The organism is Mixta gaviniae, assembly GCF_002953195.1.
Taxonomy (GTDB): domain Bacteria; phylum Pseudomonadota; class Gammaproteobacteria; order Enterobacterales; family Enterobacteriaceae; genus Mixta; species Mixta gaviniae.
Map to the genome: position 1 here is coordinate 4,353,867 of NZ_CP026377.1, position 16,455 is coordinate 4,370,321.

Annotated in this window: 13 protein-coding genes; 4 read left to right on the forward strand and 9 right to left on the reverse strand. The window is 57.6% G+C overall.

Translation table 11 applies throughout. From position 1 onward, the window contains the following. Positions 1-222: 222 nt before the first annotated feature. Positions 223-1,482: a transcription termination factor Rho gene (rho, locus tag C2E15_RS20380; RefSeq protein ID WP_038628983.1), complete on the reverse strand. Its 1,260-nt coding sequence runs from the start codon at positions 1,480-1,482 to the stop codon at positions 223-225. Between the two features lie 336 nt (positions 1,483-1,818). Continuing rightward, positions 1,819-2,151, reverse strand: a complete 333-nt coding sequence (trxA, locus tag C2E15_RS20385; RefSeq protein ID WP_038628985.1) for a thioredoxin TrxA — start codon at positions 2,149-2,151, stop codon at positions 1,819-1,821. Positions 2,152-2,268: 117 nt separating this feature from the next. Between trxA and rhlB the strand changes: the two genes are divergently transcribed. Beyond that, positions 2,269-3,564, forward strand: coding sequence for an ATP-dependent RNA helicase RhlB (rhlB, locus tag C2E15_RS20390; protein WP_104958896.1), 1,296 nt, complete (start codon positions 2,269-2,271; stop codon positions 3,562-3,564). Positions 3,565-3,568: 4 nt separating this feature from the next. After that, a complete protein-coding gene (gppA, locus tag C2E15_RS20395; protein WP_104958897.1) occupies positions 3,569-5,053 on the forward strand; it encodes a guanosine-5'-triphosphate,3'-diphosphate diphosphatase in 1,485 nt (494 codons plus the stop codon). Between the two features lie 43 nt (positions 5,054-5,096). On the opposite strand, the gene rep is transcribed toward gppA, so the two are convergent. Then, on the reverse strand, positions 5,097-7,121 hold the full coding sequence (rep, locus tag C2E15_RS20400) for a DNA helicase Rep (protein WP_104958898.1): 2,025 nt from the start codon (positions 7,119-7,121) through the stop codon (positions 5,097-5,099). 83 nt (positions 7,122-7,204) lie between these two features. Here rep and ppiC point away from each other — a divergent pair, with 83 nt between their 5' ends. Continuing rightward, complete coding sequence (ppiC, locus tag C2E15_RS20405) at positions 7,205-7,486, forward strand: peptidylprolyl isomerase PpiC (RefSeq protein WP_038628993.1); 282 nt, start codon at positions 7,205-7,207, stop codon at positions 7,484-7,486. 50 nt (positions 7,487-7,536) lie between these two features. On the opposite strand, the gene ilvC is transcribed toward ppiC, so the two are convergent. Continuing rightward, entirely contained in the window at positions 7,537-9,012 is a 1,476-nt protein-coding gene (gene ilvC / locus C2E15_RS20410) for a ketol-acid reductoisomerase (protein WP_104958899.1), read from the reverse strand. A 164-nt stretch (positions 9,013-9,176) separates the two neighbouring features. Here ilvC and ilvY point away from each other — a divergent pair, with 164 nt between their 5' ends. Beyond that, positions 9,177-10,058: an HTH-type transcriptional activator IlvY gene (ilvY, locus tag C2E15_RS20415; protein WP_104958900.1), complete on the forward strand. Its 882-nt coding sequence runs from the start codon at positions 9,177-9,179 to the stop codon at positions 10,056-10,058. Here the strand turns inward: ilvY and ilvA are convergent, their stop codons facing one another. The 5 genes from ilvA to ilvG form a co-directional block, all read right to left on the reverse strand. Beyond that, positions 10,059-11,603 carry a threonine ammonia-lyase, biosynthetic gene (ilvA, locus tag C2E15_RS20420; protein ID WP_104958901.1) on the reverse strand — a complete coding sequence of 515 codons (1,545 nt, stop codon included), beginning with the start codon at positions 11,601-11,603 and terminating at the stop codon, positions 10,059-10,061. It abuts the gene before it with no gap. A 2-nt stretch (positions 11,604-11,605) separates the two neighbouring features. After that, complete coding sequence (gene ilvD / locus C2E15_RS20425) at positions 11,606-13,456, reverse strand: dihydroxy-acid dehydratase (RefSeq protein ID WP_104958902.1); 1,851 nt, start codon at positions 13,454-13,456, stop codon at positions 11,606-11,608. A gap of 61 nt (positions 13,457-13,517) precedes the next feature. Then, positions 13,518-14,447 carry a branched-chain-amino-acid transaminase gene (gene ilvE, locus C2E15_RS20430; protein ID WP_104958903.1) on the reverse strand — a complete coding sequence of 310 codons (930 nt, stop codon included), beginning with the start codon at positions 14,445-14,447 and terminating at the stop codon, positions 13,518-13,520. Between the two features lie 18 nt (positions 14,448-14,465). Beyond that, the gene (ilvM, locus tag C2E15_RS20435; protein WP_104958904.1) at positions 14,466-14,723 is read right to left on the reverse strand and encodes an acetolactate synthase 2 small subunit; all 258 of its coding nucleotides are present in this window, start codon (positions 14,721-14,723) and stop codon (positions 14,466-14,468) included. Continuing rightward, on the reverse strand, positions 14,720-16,366 hold the full coding sequence (gene ilvG, locus C2E15_RS20440) for an acetolactate synthase 2 catalytic subunit (RefSeq protein WP_104958905.1): 1,647 nt from the start codon (positions 16,364-16,366) through the stop codon (positions 14,720-14,722). Before ilvG ends, ilvM begins: the two co-directional genes overlap by 4 nt. Positions 16,367-16,455 lie beyond the last annotated feature (89 nt).

Below are 16,455 nucleotides of genomic sequence, written 5' to 3' on the forward strand. Positions count from 1 at the left end.
GCCAGCCTGACTGACGTCTGAATAATGCATGTTCGCCGCGTGACCGCTTGTTCTTTAAGCAAAAGCGTCGGTTGGTATTACGCTTTGCGGCTTACGACGCCTGACAGTCGCTTTATCCTATAGCCCCAAAATGAAAAACGCCACGTCTGAGCGTGGCGTTACCCGAGTTTTCTTACCGCCGTGGCGGGCAGCTGTCACGCAGCGGCCCGATGGCCGGTAAAATTATGAACGCTTCATCATGTCGAAGAATTCATCGTTGGTCTTGGTCATTGCCAACTTATTAATGAGGAATTCCATCGCGTCGATTTCACCCATCGGATGGATGATTTTGCGCAGGATCCACATTTTCTGCAGCTCTTCCTGAGAAGTGAGCAGCTCTTCTTTACGCGTACCGGAACGGTTGTAGTCGATAGCCGGGAAGACGCGTTTTTCAGCGATTTTACGCGCCAGATGCAGCTCCATGTTGCCGGTACCTTTAAACTCTTCGTAGATAACCTCATCCATCTTCGAGCCGGTATCAACCAGCGCGGTCGCGATGATGGTCAGGCTGCCGCCCTCTTCTACGTTACGCGCCGCACCGAAGAAGCGCTTCGGACGATGCAGGGCGTTTGCGTCCACACCACCGGTCAGGACTTTACCGGACGCCGGCACCACGGTGTTGTAAGCGCGCGCCAGACGGGTGATGGAGTCGAGCAGGATGATCACATCCTTTTTATGCTCAACCAGACGCTTCGCCTTTTCGATCACCATTTCGGCAACCTGTACGTGGCGAGAGGCGGGTTCATCAAAGGTAGACGCAACCACTTCGCCTTTGACCAGACGCTGCATCTCGGTCACTTCTTCCGGACGTTCGTCGATCAACAGCACCATCAGCACACAGTCCGGATGGTTGTAGGCGATGCTCTGCGCGATGTTCTGCAGCAGCATGGTTTTACCCGCTTTCGGCGGCGCCACGATCAGGCCGCGCTGGCCGCGACCGATCGGCGAAGCCAGATCCAGTACGCGAGCGGTCAGATCTTCCGTTGAGCCGTTGCCGCGCTCCATGCGCAGACGTGAATTGGCGTGCAGCGGGGTAAGGTTTTCAAACAGAATCTTACTGCGCGCATTTTCCGGCTTGTCATAGTTGACTTCATTAACCTTCAGCAGCGCGAAATAACGCTCACCCTCTTTCGGCGGACGGATCTTGCCGGAAATGGTGTCACCAGTGCGAAGGTTGAAGCGGCGAATTTGGCTGGGGGAAACGTAGATGTCATCGGGGCCGGCAAGGTAGGAGCTGTCTGCGGAGCGGAGGAAACCAAATCCATCCTGCAGTATCTCCAGCACACCATCACCGAAGATATCCTCACCGCTCTTGGCGTGTTGTTTGAGGATAGCGAAAATGATGTCCTGTTTGCGCATGCGCGCCAGGTTTTCCAGCCCCATGTTCTCGCCGAGAGTAATCAGCTCTGAAACCGGCGTATTTTTTAGTTCGGTAAGATTCATAATGGTGGGTTCTTAAACTCGGGTATATCTCGAAAAGGTTGTCGTGAATGGTATGGCAAAGAAGGTCCATGCCCGTTAATGGCTCCGTTTCCGTGTCTGCTCGACGATCTTATGCGTGAATGCCGATCTGAAAACGAGGAGACGGTTGAAAACCGATGCCGGAAAATTGATGCTAACCGTCAGATTGTTGATGCACTGTGAAGAAAACGCCAGCGTCCAACAAGGGAAACAAACTACAGGTAAGTTCGTAATGCAGTAGATTTAACTTAGCATGCTTCATGCCGGGCGTCTAGCGGTCAGAAAAAAATTACTGGACCGCCAGCGCCGGCAGTGAAATCAGCTCAGGTTCGCGTTCAGGAACTCTTTGAGCTGGCCTTTGGACAGCGCGCCGACTTTGGTCGCCGCCACTTCACCATTTTTAAACAGCAGCAGCGTCGGGATGCCGCGAATACCGTATTTCGGCGCCGTTTCCGGGTTCTCATCGATATTCAGTTTGGCAATGGTCAGCTTACCGTCATACTCTTCTGCTACTTCATCAAGGATCGGGGCGATCATTTTGCATGGACCACACCATTCCGCCCAGAAGTCCACCAGCGTTAAACCTTCGGCTTTCAGCACGTCGGTTTCGAAGCTTTTGTCGGTCAGATGAACGATTTTATCGCTGCTCATGTCTTACTCCACAAGATTATGCCTGGCTGGTTGGCGTAAAATCTGCCAACGTAGGTTGACTTTATTTCACCGGATACGCTTTCGTAAAGCAATAGTAAGCTGATATTCTACCACACTATGAGCAAAACACACTTAACCGAACAGAAGTTTTCCGACTTCGCCCTGCACCCGAAAGTTATCGAAGCCCTTGAAACTAAAGGCTTCCATAATTGTACGCCTATCCAGGCGTTGGCATTGCCGCTCACGTTGGTCGGGCGCGATGTTGCCGGTCAGGCGCAAACCGGAACCGGGAAAACGATGGCGTTTCTGACGTCAACGTTCCATTACTTGCTTTCTCACCCTGCCGCTGAAGGCCGCCAGGTTAATCAGCCGCGCGCGCTGATTATGGCGCCGACGCGCGAACTGGCCGTGCAAATTCATGCCGATGCCGAACCCCTGGCGCAGTCGACCGGACTGAAGCTGGGCCTGGCCTACGGCGGCGACGGCTATGATAAACAGCTTAGAGTGCTGGAAAACGGCGTCGATATTCTGATCGGCACCACCGGCCGTCTGATCGATTACGCGAAACAGAACCATATCAACCTTGGCGCTATCCAGGTTGTCGTGCTGGATGAAGCCGATCGCATGTTCGATCTCGGCTTTATAAAGGATATTCGTTGGTTGTTCCGCCGCATGCCGGCCGCCAGCCAGCGCCTCAACATGCTTTTCTCCGCCACGCTTTCCTATCGTGTGCGCGAGCTGGCGTTCGAGCATATGAACAATGCCGAATACGTTGAAGTGGAACCGGAGCAGAAAACCGGCCACCGCATTAAAGAAGAGCTGTTCTATCCTTCGAATGAAGAGAAGATGCGCCTGCTGCAGACGCTGATTGAAGAAGAGTGGCCGGATCGCGCCATTATTTTCGCCAATACCAAACATCGCTGCGAAGATATCTGGGGCCATCTGGCTGCCGACGGTCATCGCGTCGGGCTGCTGACTGGCGACGTGCCGCAGAAGAAACGCCTGCGTATTCTGGAAGATTTCACCCGCGGCGATCTCGATATTCTGGTGGCAACCGACGTAGCGGCGCGCGGCCTGCACATCCCGGCAGTGACGCATGTCTTTAACTACGATCTGCCCGACGACTGCGAGGATTATGTTCACCGCATTGGCCGTACCGGCCGCGCCGGCGCCAGCGGCCACTCCATCAGCCTCGCCTGTGAAGAGTATGCGCTGAACCTGCCGGCGATCGAAGAGTATATCGGTCACGGTATTCCGGTAAGCAAATACAACAGCGATGCGCTGATGACCGAGCTTCCGCCGCCGAAACGTCTGGCCCGCAGCCGTCCAGGCAATGGTCCGCGTCGCGCGAACGGCAATAACCGCCGCAGCGGCCCGCCGCGCAATACTAACCGTAAACGTTCGGGTTCATGACATTATGCTCAGCGCGTCGTCACTTTATGCTGCGATTGATTTAGGTTCTAACAGTTTTCATATGTTAGTGGTGCGCGAGGTGGCTGGAAATATCCAGACTGTCGCGCGCATCAAGCGTAAAGTGCGTCTCGCCGCCGGCCTTAATGGCGACGGAGAGCTGTCGCAAGAGGCGATGGAGCGGGGCTGGCAGTGCCTGCAGCTCTTTTCAGAACAGCTACAGGATATTCCCCCCGATCAGATCCGCGTGGTGGCGACCGCCACGCTGCGTCTGGCGAACAACGCCCGTCAGTTCCTTTCTCAGGCGGAAGCCATTCTCGGCTGTTCTATTAATGTCATTACCGGCGAAGAAGAAGCGCGTCTGATTTATCAGGGCGTGGCGCATACTACCGGCGGTTCCGACCAGCGGCTGGTGGTCGATATCGGCGGCGGCAGCACCGAGCTGGTTACCGGCAACGGCGCGCAGGCAACCGCGCTGTTCAGCCTTTCTATGGGTTGCGTTACCTGGCTGGAGCGTTATTTCGGCGATCGCCATCTGGGTAAAGAGCATTTCGCGCAGGCGGAACAGGCCGCGCGCGCCATCATTCAGCCGGTCGCCGATCGGTTGCGTGAACAGGGCTGGCAGATTTGTGTCGGCGCTTCCGGTACGGTTCAGGCGCTGCAGGAGATCATGGTCGCGCAGGGTATGGATGAACGCATTACGCTCAGCAAGCTGCAGCAGCTGAAGCAACGCGCCATTCAGTGCGGCAAACTGGAAGAGCTGGAAATCGAAGGCCTGACGCTGGAGCGCGCGTTAGTGTTTCCCAGCGGGCTGTCAATTCTGATCGCCATCTTTGAAGAGCTGCAAATAGAGAGCATGACGCTGGCGGGCGGCGCGCTGCGCGAGGGCCTGCTGTACGGCATGCTGCATTACCCGGTCGATCGCGATATTCGTAGCCGCACGCTGCACAATATCCAGCGCCGTTTCTCTATCGATATTGAGCAGGCGGAGCGCGTGCGCCAGCTGGCGGCGAGCTTTGTCCGTCAGGTCAACCCGCAGTGGCAGTTGGATGACTATTGCCGCGAGCTGCTGGAAAGCGCCTGTCTGATCCATGAGATCGGCCTGAGCGTCGATTTTCGCCTGGCCGCGCAGCATGCGTCTTACCTGGTGCGGCATCTCGATCTGCCAGGTTTTACGCCGGCGCAGAAAAAGCTGCTCGCGACCCTGCTGCAAAACCAGAGCAACGGCGTCGATCTGGCGCTGCTGAATCAGCAAAACGCGGTGCCGCCGCGGATGGCGGAACATATGTGCCGGCTGCTGCGTCTGGCGATCATTTTCGCCAGCCGTCGTCGCGACGATACTCTGCCTGCGGTGCGTCTGCATAGCGAAGATGAGACATTACAGGTGACGTTGCCGCCAGGCTGGCTGAACGCGCATCCGCTACGGGCGGAACTGCTTGAGCAGGAGAGCCGCTGGCAATCCTATGTCCACTGGCCGCTTACGGTAATGTGAATCATTGGCGGGCCGCACCGATGTTAACCTGCAGCCCCCCTTTTCAGGCCCCTTTCTTCGCTTTATCCAGCATAGCGCGTAATCCGGCCACCCGACTTTGGCCGGTTTTCATGCGCTCTTCAGCGCTGACGACTTTACGTTCGGTTTCCCAAATCAGATCGTCCTGCGGCAGCTCCAGCAAGAAACGGCTCGGCTCCGGGCGCACCAGCTCGCCATACTGTCGACGCTCCCGGCAGAGCGTAAAAATCAGCTCTTTCTGCGCACGGGTAATGCCGACATAAGCCAGCCGCCGCTCTTCTTCAATGTTATCTTCATCGATACTGCTTTGATGCGGCAACAGCCCCTCTTCCATGCCCACCAGATAGACGTAGGGGAACTCCAGACCCTTTGAAGCATGCAACGTCATCAGCTGCACCTGATCCAGCTCCTCGTCGCTTTCGCCGCGTTCCATCATATCGCGCAGCGTAAAACGCGTAACCACCTGCGTCAGCGTCATCGCTTCATCCAGCTCGCTGCCTTCCAGCATTTCCGTCATCCACTGAAACAGCGTATTGACGTTTTTCATGCGCATTTCTGCCGCTTTCGGGCTGGCGGAGGTTTCAAACAGCCAGCTTTCGTAATCGATGCCGCGGATCAGATCGCGTACGGCGCTAATCGGCTCGCGTTCCGCCAGGCGGGCGATCTCCTGCAGCCAGCCGGTAAAGCGCTGCAGGTTTTCCAGCCCGCGTCCGGTCAGCGTCTGGCCCAGTCCGAGATCAAAGCTGGCGCTGAACAGGCTTTTATTACGCTGGTTGGCCCACTCGCCCAGCTTTTGCAGCGTTGCCGGGCCGATTTCACGCCGCGGCGTATTGATAATACGCAGAAAAGCGCTGTCATCGTCCGGGTTAGTGAGTACGCGCAGATAGGCCAGCAGATCCTTGATCTCCGGACGCGAAAAGAAGGAGGTACCGCCGGAAATGCGATAAGGAATGCGGTTCTGCATCAGCATTTTTTCAAATACCCGCGACTGATGATTACCGCGATAAAGGATGGCGTAATCCTTGTACTGGGTTTTATTGATAAAGTGGTGCGCGATCAGCTCTCCAGTGACGCGCTCCGCCTCATGCTCTTCGTGATTGGCGCTCAGTACTTTCAGTTCGGTGCCGTAGCCCAGTTCGGAGAACAGGCGTTTCTCAAACACATGCGGGTTGTTCGCGATCAGGATATTCGCCGCCTTCAGGATGCGTCCGGTGGAGCGATAATTCTGCTCCAGCTTGATCACCTGCAGCGCAGGAAAATCCTCTTTCAGCAGCACCAGATTTTGCGGCCTGGCGCCGCGCCAGGAGTAGATCGACTGATCGTCATCGCCCACCACGGTAAAACGCGCCCGCGCGCCCACCAGCAGCTTTACCAGCTCATACTGGCTGGTGTTGGTATCCTGATACTCATCCACCAGCAGGTAACGGATGCGCTGCTGCCAGCGCTCGCGCACGTCTTCATTACGCTGCAGCAGCAGCGTCGGCAGCAGGATCAGGTCATCGAAATCCAGCACGTTGCACGATTTAAGGTGCTGGTCATACAGCGCATAGCAGTGCGCAAAAATGCGATCGCGTTCCGACTGAGCGCGCTCCTGCGCCTGCGCCGGATCGATCAGATCGTTTTTCCAGTTGGAGATCGTCGAGATCAGCTGTTGCAGCAGGTTTTTATCATTTTCCAGCCACTGCTCGGTCAAATCTTTCAACAGCGCCAGCTGATCCTGATCGTCGAACAGCGAAAAATTGGATTTCATGCCCAGCGCGACATATTCGCGCTTGATGATCTCCAGCCCTAAGGTATGAAAAGTCGAGATCATCAGGCCGCGCGCTTCTTTACGGCCAAGGGTTTGCGCCACGCGCTCTTTCATCTCGCGCGAGGCCTTATTGGTAAAGGTGACGGCGGCGATATGACGGGCCTGGTAACCGCACTCACGGATCAGGTGAGCAATTTTGTTGGTTATCACGCGCGTCTTGCCGGAACCCGCGCCAGCCAGCACCAGGCAAGGGCCGGTGACAAATTCGACAGCGTGTTGTTGGCCGGGATTAAGACGCATAGAAGTACTCAGTGAAAAGAAGGAGGGTTAACTAACAGCGTGGTAGTATATCCAGCAGCATCCATACGACTCAAGGCACGATCATGGCAAAAACCGCAGCGGCAATGCATATCCTTGTAAAGGAAGAGAAACTGGCGCAGGAACTTCTGGCCCAGCTGGAAAAGGGCGCCGATTTTGAAAAGCTGGCGAAAAAACACTCTACCTGTCCGAGCGGACGTAAAGGCGGACATCTAGGCGAGTTCAAAAAAGGGGCGATGGTGCCCGCTTTCGATAAAGTGGTCTTTTCCTGTCCCTTGCTGACGCCTTACGGCCCCCTGCATACCCAGTTCGGTTATCACATCATCAAGGTGCTGTACCGCAACTAAAAGAACGGGAGAGCGATGGCTCTCCCGTTTTGTTTTACGGCTGCGGCGAATCAGCTCGCAACGGTAATGCGCTTCATATCGGTCATATAGCCGCGCAGTTTACGGCCGACCGCTTCGATCGGATGGTTGCGCACTGCTTCATTAACGTCGCGCAGCTGAGCGTTATCCACCGCTGCCGGCGCTACCTCTTTACCTAAATCGCCGGCCTGCAGCGTGGTCATAAACTCTTTCAGCAGCGGTACCGCCGCGTTAGCAAACAGGTAGTTGCCATACTCCGCGGTATCGGAAATGACCACGTTCATTTCATACAGGCGCTTACGCGCGATGGTGTTGGCGATCAGCGGCAGCTCGTGCAGCGATTCATAGTAGGCGGACTCTTCGATGATGCCGGAATCCACCATGGTTTCAAACGCCAGCTCAACGCCCGCTTTTACCATGGCGACCATCAGTACGCCGCGATCGTAATATTCCTGCTCCGCAATTTTGCCGTCATACTGCGGCGCTTTTTCGAACGCCGTCTGGCCGGTCTCTTCACGCCAGGTCAGCAGTTTTTTATCGTCGTTTGCCCAATCCGCCATCATGCCGGACGAGAACGCGCCGGAAATGATATCGTCCATATGCTTCTGGAACAGCGGCGCCATAATGGTTTTCAGCTGTTCCGACAGCGCGAAAGCGCGCAGCTTAGCCGGGTTGGAGAGGCGGTCCATCATCAGCGTGATGCCGCCATGCTTTAGGGATTCGGTGATGGTTTCCCAGCCGAACTGCAGCAGTTTGCCCGCATAAGCCGGATCGGCGCCTTCCGCCACCAGCTTGTCGTAACACAGCAGCGAACCCGCCTGCAGCATGCCGCAGAGGATGGTCTGCTCGCCCATCAGATCCGATTTCACTTCGGCAACGAAGGAGGATTCCAGCACGCCCGCGCGATGGCCGCCGGTCGCCGCGGCCCAGGCTTTGGCGATCGCCATGCCTTCGCCTTTCGGATCGTTTTCCGGATGCACCGCGATCAGCGTCGGCACGCCAAAGCCGCGCTTATATTCTTCACGCACTTCGGTACCCGGGCACTTCGGCGCCACCATGACAACGGTTATGTCTTTACGGATCTCTTCGCCCACCTCAACGATATTGAAACCGTGCGAGTAGCCCAGCGCCGCGCCATCCTTCATCAGCGGCTGCACTGCCTGCACCACGGATGAGTGCTGTTTGTCCGGCGTCAGGTTAACCACCAGGTCCGCCTGCGGGATCAGCTCTTCATAGGTGCCGACCTTAAAGCCGTTTTCCGTCGCTTTACGCCAGGAGGCGCGTTTTTCCGCAATCGCCTCGGCGCGCAGCGCATAAGCCACGTCCAGACCAGAGTCACGCATGTTAAGGCCCTGGTTGAGACCCTGAGCGCCACAGCCAACGATGACGACTTTTTTCCCTTTCAGGTAGCTTGCTTCATCAGCAAATTCATCGCGCGTCATAAAGCGACATTTACCTAATTGCGCCAGCTGCTGACGCAGGTTCAAAGTGTTGAAATAGTTAGCCATGGGCACTCCGTTTTGAGGTTGTGTTTACCGTTATTGTATGACGCAGCGGTTTCTCGCCTTGTCTGATATAGCCCCATCATATGACAGGAAATCTGTTGCTTAAATTGATATATTAACAACGTCGCATTGCAATAACTGCAACGTAAAAACGAGGCCTGAATCGCATGGATTTACGAGACCTGAAGCTTTTTTTACATCTGGCCGAAAGCCGACACTTTGGCCGAACCGCCCGCGCGATGCATGTTTCCCCCTCCACGCTGTCGCGCCAAATACAGCGACTGGAAGAGGATGTGGGGCAAAGCCTGTTTTTACGTGATAACCGTACCGTGACGCTGACCGAGGCGGGCGAACAGCTACGCCAGTTCGCGCAGCAAACACTGCTGCAATATCAGCAAATGCGCCACGCGATGGGTCAGCACGGGCCCTCGTTAAGCGGCGAGCTGAAGCTGTTCTGCTCCGTTACAGCCGCCTACAGCCACCTGCCGCCCATTCTCGATCGTTTTCGCGCCGAACATCCGCAGGTAGAGATCAAGCTCACCACCGGCGACGCCGCCGACGCGGTTGAAAAAGTGCAAACCGGCGAAGCGGAGCTGGCGATTGCCGGCCGCCCCGACACCCTGCCTGCCAGCATCGGCTTTACGTCGCTGGGACATATTCCGCTGGCGCTGATTGCGCCGGCATTGCCTTGCCCGGTTCGCCAGCAGGCGACGCAGCCCGACCCGGACTGGGCGCAAATCCCCTTTATCCTGCCCGAGCAGGGGCCGGCGCGGCGCCGTATCGACCTGTGGTTCCGCCGTCGGCGTATCGCTAATCCGCTAATTTATGCGACCGTTTCCGGCCATGAAGCCATTGTTTCTATGGTGGCGCTTGGCTGCGGCATCGCCCTGCTGCCCGAGGTAGTGCTGGAAAACAGCCCGGACCCGGTGCGCAACCGGGTGCTGGTACTGGAAGATGTCGACGCCGTCGCGCCTTTTGAACTGGGCGTCTGCGTGCAGAAAAAGCGGCTCAGCGAGCCGCTGATTAGCGCGTTCTGGCAGCTGCTGTAATTATCCCGCCAGGAAAAAACGAAACGCCGGGTTCTGGCTTTCATCATGAAAGTCGTAGCCTAACGCGGTGAGATGCTCCGCGAAACGCGGCTCATCTTCACCCTGCTCGAAAGCAGCCAGCACCCGGCCATAATCGGTGCCGTGGCTGCGATAATGAAACAGCGAAATGTTCCAGTGCGTGCCCAACGTTTGCAGAAACTTCAGCAGCGCGCCGGGCGCTTCGGGAAATTCGAAGCTGAACAGACGCTCGCGCAGCGGCCGCGAGGGCCGGCCGCCGACCATATAGCGAACGTGCAGCTTAGCCATCTCATCATCAGAGAGATCGACAACCTGATACCCGCCCGCCATTAACTCGCTGATAATTTCCCGCCGTTCTTCACGGCCGCGCGTCAGGCGCACCCCGACGAAAATGCAGGCGTTATCAGCGTCGGCGTAGCGGTAATTAAATTCAGTTACCGCCCTGCCGCCCAGCGTCTGGCAAAACTTGAGGAAGCTGCCCTGCTGCTCAGGAATGGTGACGGCAAGCAGCGCTTCACGCTGCTCGCCCAGCTCACAGCGTTCGGAAACGTAGCGCAGGCCGTGGAAATTGACGTTTGCGCCGGAAAGAATATGCGCCAGACGCTCACCCTGCAGGTTGTGCTGCTGGATATATTTCTTCATCCCCGCCAGCGCCAGCGCGCCGGAGGGCTCCGCCACGGCGCGTACATCCTCAAACAGATCTTTCATCGCCGCGCAGATAGCATCACTGTCGACGGTGACGATATCGTCCAGATAGGCCTGGCAAAGACGGAAGGTTTCGCTGCCGATGCGCTTCACCGCTACCCCCTCGGCAAACAGCCCGACGCGCGGCAGATCGACCGGCTCGCCGGCATCCAGCGCCGCCTTCAGGCAGGCGGAATCCGCCGCCTCCACCGCAATCACTTTAATTTGCGGCATCAGCTGCTTAATCAGCACCGCCACCCCCGCCGCCAGCCCGCCGCCGCCTACCGGCACGAAGATGCGATCGAGGTGCGCGTCCTGCTGCAGCAGCTCCATCGCCAGCGTCCCCTGACCGGCGATCACCGCCGGATGGTCGAAAGGCGGCACAAAGGTGTAACCCTGCTGTTCCGACAGCTCGATGGCTTTCACCTTCGCTTCGTCAAAGTTGGCGCCGTACAGGTAAGTCTCACCGCCAAAGGCGCGCACCGCGTCGACTTTGATATCCGCCGTGGCGACCGGCATCACGATCAACGATTTAATGCCGAGCTTGCTGGCGGAGAGCGCCACGCCCTGCGCATGGTTGCCGGCTGAGGCGGTCACCACGCCGCGCGCTTTTTGCTCTTCGTTCAGCCCGGCGATCATCGCGTAGGCGCCCCGCAGCTTAAAGCTATGGACCGGCTGGCGATCTTCGCGCTTCACCAGCACCGTGTTGCCCAGGCGCGCGGAAAGCTTTTCCATATGCTGCAGCGGCGTTACCTGCGCCACTTCATAAACGGGCGAACGCAGCACGGCGCGCAGATACTCGGCGCCGCAGGGCGCCTCCGGTAACGGTTGAGACTCAGCCATCCTTAGCCTCCCAATTTCGCTTTGTCGCGTACGGCGCCTTTGTCCGCGCTGGTCGCCAGCGAAGCATAGGCGCGCAGCGCGAATGAGACCTGACGCTGACGTGAATGCGGCGTCCAGGCGGCGTCGCCGCGCGCCTCTTCCTCTTCGCGACGCGCATGCAGTTCGTTAGCTGGCACATCCAGCTGGATGCCGCGGTTCGGAATATCGATTTCGATCATATCGCCATCTTTCACCAGAGCAATGGTGCCGCCGCTGGCCGCTTCCGGCGAGGCGTGGCCGATAGAGAGCCCCGACGTACCGCCGGAAAAACGTCCATCGGTGATCAACGCGCAGCTTTTGCCTAATCCCATCGATTTCAGGTAGGTGGTGGGGTAAAGCATCTCCTGCATGCCCGGCCCGCCTTTCGGCCCCTCATAACGGATAACGACCACATCGCCCGCGACAACCTTGCCGCCGAGGATCGCCTCAACGGCATCCTCCTGGCTTTCATACACCTTCGCCGGGCCGCGGAATGTCAAAATCTCTTTATCCACGCCGGCGGTTTTAACGATACAGCCATCTTCCGCCATGTTGCCGTACAGCACCGCCAGGCCGCCATCCTGACTGAAGGCGTATTCCCGCGAACGGATGCAGCCCTCGCGGCGATCGTTGTCGAGCGTATCCCAGCGGCACTCCTGCGAAAACGCCTGGGTGGTGCGGATGCCTGCCGGCCCGGCGCGGAACATCTTTTTCACCGCCTCATCCTGCGTCAGCATGATGTCGTAATTGTCGAGCGTGTCGCGCAGCGTGGTGCCCAGCACGTTATGTACACGGGTATCCAGCAGGCCGGCACGATCCAGCTCGCCCAGGATGCCGATGACGCCGCCGGCACGGTGAACATCTTCCATATGGTATTTTTGCGTGCTGGGTGCCACTTTGCATAAGTGCGGCACCTTGCGCGACAGGCGGTCGATATCGGAGATATTAAAATCAATTTCGCCTTCCTGCGCCGCCGCCAGCAGGTGCAGTACGGTATTGGTCGAGCCGCCCATGGCGATATCCAGCGTCATGGCGTTTTCAAAGGCAGCCTTATTGGCGATGGTGCGCGGCAGTGCCGTTTCGTCGTCCTGCTCGTAGTAGCGCTTCGCCAGGGTTACGATGCGCTTGCCGGCGTTGATAAACAGCTCTTTGCGATCGGCGTGGGTCGCCAGCAGCGAGCCGTTGCCCGGCTGCGACAGCCCCAGCGCTTCGGTCAGACAGTTCATCGAGTTAGCGGTGAACATGCCGGAGCAGGAGCCGCAAGTCGGACAGGCGGAGCGTTCAATCTGCTCGCTGTCGGCATCGCTGACATTGGGGTTGGCGCCCTGAATCATGGCGTCTACCAGATCCAGCTTGATGATCTTATCGGAGAGCTTGGTTTTGCCCGCTTCCATCGGGCCGCCGGAGACGAAAATCACCGGAATGTTCAGGCGCAGCGCGGCCATCATCATTCCCGGCGTGATCTTGTCGCAGTTGGAGATGCAGACCATGGCGTCGGCGCAATGCGCATTCACCATATATTCAACCGAGTCGGCAATCAGCTCGCGTGACGGCAGTGAATAGAGCATGCCACCATGGCCCATGGCGATACCGTCATCGACCGCGATGGTGTTGAATTCTTTCGCCACGCCGCCGGCAGCTTCAATCTGATCGGCCACCAGCTTGCCCAGATCGCGCAGGTGAACGTGCCCCGGCACGAACTGGGTGAAGGAGTTAACGACGGCGATAATCGGTTTGCCGAAATCCGCGTCAGTCATTCCTGTTGCGCGCCACAGGGCACGGGCGCCGGCCATATTGCGGCCATGAGTCGTAGTGGCGGAACGGTACTTAGGCATGCTCTGTTTACTCCAGTCTGAATAAATAAGCGGGCCCGATCAGCGCCCGCAATTGTCTGTCTTATGGATTGACCTGATCTAACCAGCCCCATTTATCTTCGGTTTCGCCGGTGAACAGGCCAAAGAACGCCTGCTGAATGCGTTTGGTGATCGGCCCGCATTTGCCTTCGCCGACCTGAATGCCGTCAACACTGCGCACCGGAGTGATTTCCGCCGCGGTGCCGGACATAAAGACTTCATCCGCCAGGTAGAGGGATTCACGCGACAGCACCTGCTCGCGCACTTCGATGCCCGCATCTTTCGCCAGCTTGATAATGGCGTCGCGGGTAATGCCCGGCAACGCGGAAGAGGTAAACGGCGGCGTGAAGAGAATGCCGTCTTTAACTTCAAACAGGTTTTCGCCCGCGCCTTCAGAGATATAACCGTTGGTGTCGAGCGCGATGCCTTCCTGATAGCCGTGGCGGCGCGCTTCGCTGCCTACCAACAGGGAGGAAAGATAGTTGCCGCCCGCTTTCGCCGCAGTAGGGATGGTGTTCGGCGCGACGCGGTTCCAGGAGGAGACCATGGCGTCAATGCCCTGCTCCAGCGCTTCAGCGCCCAGATAGGCGCCCCACGGGAAGGCGGCAATGATCACGTCCGTGCTGTAGCCTTCCGGCGGGTTAACGCCGAGGCCTATGTCACCGACAAAGGCCAGCGGACGGATATAGGCGCTTTTCAGTTTGTTGACGCGCAACACTTCGCGGCAGGCTTCCATCAGCTCATCCACGCTGTGCTTCAGCGGAAAACGATAAATTTTGGCGGAGTCGTGCAGGCGCTGCATATGTTCACGATGACGGAAGACTACCGGTCCTTTGTGCGAGTCGTAGCAACGGACACCTTCGAAAACCGACGTGCCGTAATGCAGAGCATGAGACATGACGCTGACCTTCGCCTCTTCCCATTTCACCATCTCGCCGTTGAACCAGATAAAGTCTGCTTTCTTCGTACTCATTATTCTTTCCTTTCGCGACTATGCGCGGATTTGTTGTGTTGTCTGTTGTTGTATCTGGACGCAAGCGACATCCATCAGTTTGCTCAGCTGTGTTGACAGTAAATCGACTGAACGCGGGCTGGCAACGGTCATTTCAATATTAATGTTTTCGGCATTGGCGACGGCGGCCATATTCATGGCGCAAACCTGGAAGCCGCGATGACGGACGACGCGCAGAATGCGCTCCAGAACTTCAGGGCGAAAGCGCGCTTCGATAGACAACTGGTGCTGGTTCATACGGTTTTCTCCATCATGTTTGCGTTGCTGGCACCGGGCGGCACCAGAGGCCAGACGTTTTCATGCTCATCAATGGCCACATGCAACAACCAGGGACCTTTACTGGTCAGCAGAGCATCTAATGCGGCGTCGACCTGATCTTTACGGGTAATACGCTGGCCAGGGATATTGAAGGCGCTCGCCAGCGTCAGGAAATCGGGGTTGTCAGACAGATTGGTTTCGCTGTAGCGCTCCGAGAAAAAGAGCTGCTGCCACTGACGTACCATTCCCAGGCGCTGGTTATCCAGCAGAACGATTTTGATCGGCAGGCCTTTGCGCTTGATGGTGCCTAACTCCTGCACGTTCATCATGAAAGAGCCGTCGCCGGAAACGCAGATCACCATATCGTCAGGACGGGCGACCTGTGCGCCCACTGCCGCCGGCAGGCCGAAGCCCATGGTGCCCAGGCCGCTGGAGGTAATAAAATCTTCAGGCGCGTTGAACGACATATGCTGCGCCGTCCACATCTGGTGCTGACCGACATCGGTCGTCACCACAGCGCGCGGCGCTTTGCGGTCTGACAGCTGGCGCAGAAACAGCGGCGCGTAAATCGCCTCGCCGGGATGATCGTAGCGCCAGCCATGCTGCGCCTTTAACGCCATGACTTCCGCGCGCCACGCGTCGATCTCACATCTCTGCGCCAATGCGGGCAGCAACGTATTTACATCGCCCTGCAAGCCTACGTGCGCGCGGCGCAGCTTGTTCAGTTCGGCCGGATCGATATCCATATGGATAACGCTGGCATGCGGCGCGAAGGTATCCAGCTTGCCGGTAACGCGATCGTCAAAGCGCGCGCCGACGGCAATCAGCAAATCGCACTGCTGAACCGCCAGATTCGCTGCTTTGGTGCCGTGCATACCTAACATGCCGAGGTAACAAGGGTCACGCGGATCGGGCGCGCCCAACCCTTTCAGCGTCGCGACGGTGGGAATGCCGGTTTGCTGAGCAAACTCACGCAGGACAGGAACCGCCTGCGCAATACCTACGCCGCCACCGATATATAAAACCGGCTTTTTCGCCTGGGCGATCAGCGCGCGTGCCTGCGCGATTTCCTGATGCGGATGTGCCTGCGTTTCCACTACCGGCAACAGGTGCGGCGTCAAATCGCCGCTGGCGACCTGGATGTTTTTGGGGATATCGACCAGTACCGGGCCAGGACGGCCGGACTGCGCGATGGCGAAGGCTTCAGCCATGACTTCCGGCAGCGCCTCCAGCGACTCGACTAAAAAGCTGTGTTTAGTGCAGGCCAGTGACAGACCTAATACGTCGATTTCCTGAAAGGCGTCGGTGCCGATCAGCGCCGCCGCGACCTGGCCGGTAATGGCGACCACGGGGACCGAGTCCATCATCGCGTCGGCGAGACCGGTGATCAGGTTAGTGGCGCCCGGCCCGGAAGTGGCGATACAGACGCCCACTTTACCGGTCGCGCGTGCGTAGCCGATAGCGGCCATGGCTGCGCCCTGTTCATGACGGCACAGTAGGTGTTCAACGCCTCCATCATAAAGCGCGTCATAAACCGGCATAATCGCGCCGCCCGGATAGCCGAATACGGTTTCTACCCCTTGCGCACGTAACGCTTGAACCACCCACTGCGCTCCAGTCATCGTTATTCCCCTGTGTTTTCCCGGGAACAACAGTATTTTATGCTACTGTACATTGTTTGTTCCTCTTTCATTGACTGTCCCGATACCTG